Source organism: Shewanella sp. S1-49-MNA-CIBAN-0167 (assembly GCF_040310145.1).
In the GTDB taxonomy this organism is placed as follows: domain Bacteria; phylum Pseudomonadota; class Gammaproteobacteria; order Enterobacterales; family Shewanellaceae; genus Shewanella; species Shewanella psychromarinicola.
In genome coordinates this window covers 1-240 of the sequence record NZ_JBEOPO010000468.1, presented here as the reverse complement: position 1 = coordinate 240, position 240 = coordinate 1, and the positions used below count along the sequence as shown (strand labels likewise).

The following is a 240-nucleotide window of genomic DNA, read 5'->3' as shown; positions in this document are numbered from 1 at the left end:
AGCCTGAACAGCTACCAATAAACATTAAAAACAGAAATACGACACTGGCGACAGAGCCCCAAGATTGATAATCTGTTAGACCGTAACCGGTTGTGGTGATGACAGAAATAACATTGAAGCTAGCAAGTCTTAATGCATCTAAAAAGTCTATTTGCTGATGTTGCCACAGCCAAAAGGCTAATGAGAATGACACCAGTAACACAAAGCGTAAAAAGCCTATCACTTGTTGATCATTCCATA

Annotated in this window: 1 pseudogene; it reads right to left on the bottom strand. The window is 39.6% G+C overall.

The annotated features are described in order from the left end of the window. Positions 1–240: pseudogene (locus tag AAEZ00_RS22065) on the bottom strand (potassium transporter TrkH); the annotation flags it as partial.